This is a genomic window from Stenotrophomonas sp. INTA L402-1, from assembly GCF_059295135.1.
The window spans coordinates 1-619 of the sequence record NZ_JCAFWP010000162.1 but is presented as its reverse complement, the minus strand read 5'-3'; the positions used below and the strand labels follow the sequence as shown (position 1 = coordinate 619).

Annotated in this window: 2 protein-coding genes; both read right to left on the bottom strand. The window is 56.9% G+C overall.

The window, feature by feature from the left end:
- Window positions 1–156 precede the first annotated feature (156 nt).
- On the bottom strand, window positions 157–324 hold the full coding sequence (locus tag AC5O77_RS22105) for a DUF5908 family protein (protein WP_371902373.1): 168 nt from the start codon (window positions 322–324) through the stop codon (window positions 157–159).
- A partial coding sequence (locus tag AC5O77_RS22100) for a phage tail protein (protein ID WP_494507209.1) occupies window positions 321–619 on the bottom strand: 299 nt, incomplete at its 5' end. The genes AC5O77_RS22100 and AC5O77_RS22105, both read right to left, overlap by 4 nt.

Below are 619 nucleotides of genomic sequence, written 5' to 3'. Positions count from 1 at the left end.
CCGTGTTGATAGTGTCTTCGGTGTCAAACTGCGTCTTATAATCCAGCTGAATATTCTCTGGGTTATACATCGCGCTCATGCTGCCCGCAGGGATTTTCCCTTCGCGATCTTTCCAAGCGTTGAGGGTCAGCTTTGACAGCCCCCGTTCAAGTAAGCTCACTGACGCCCCCTTTCAAGCAGCTGTTCCAGCACCTCTTGTTTAATCCTCTCCACCCACCGCTCGTCGTCCCACTCACGGTGCTGCGCAAACGGCAAGGACGGAGCAGGAGGGGCCGGCTCGGTAACCTCAACCTGGACGATCAACTCACGAATTTCGACGGTCATAGTTTTATCCCCAGCATGCGCATATCCTGGTAGCGCAGCTCAAGTGTGTTGATGAGCACCTGGTTACTGCCGGCATCCAAATCGCCCATCTGCCAGCGCACCGGCAGGGCATGGCTCAGCGTCCAAGTGGTCACCGGTAATGAAAGCTCGTTCAGCAACATGATCACCACGTTGGCCCACTGCGTGCTTTCCCGGCGTAACACGCGGTCAAACTGCAACGTCAGGGGGGAGGCATTCATCACGCCTCGCTCCAGCACCAGGCTACCGTGATCCATCTGCTCGGCCAGCCAGAGGT

Bases quoted from the DNA above. Each gene is read 5' to 3' on its own strand.
- AC5O77_RS22105 (WP_371902373.1), bottom strand. From the start codon at position 324: ATGACCGTCGAAATTCGTGAGTTGATCGTCCAGGTTGAGGTTACCGAG.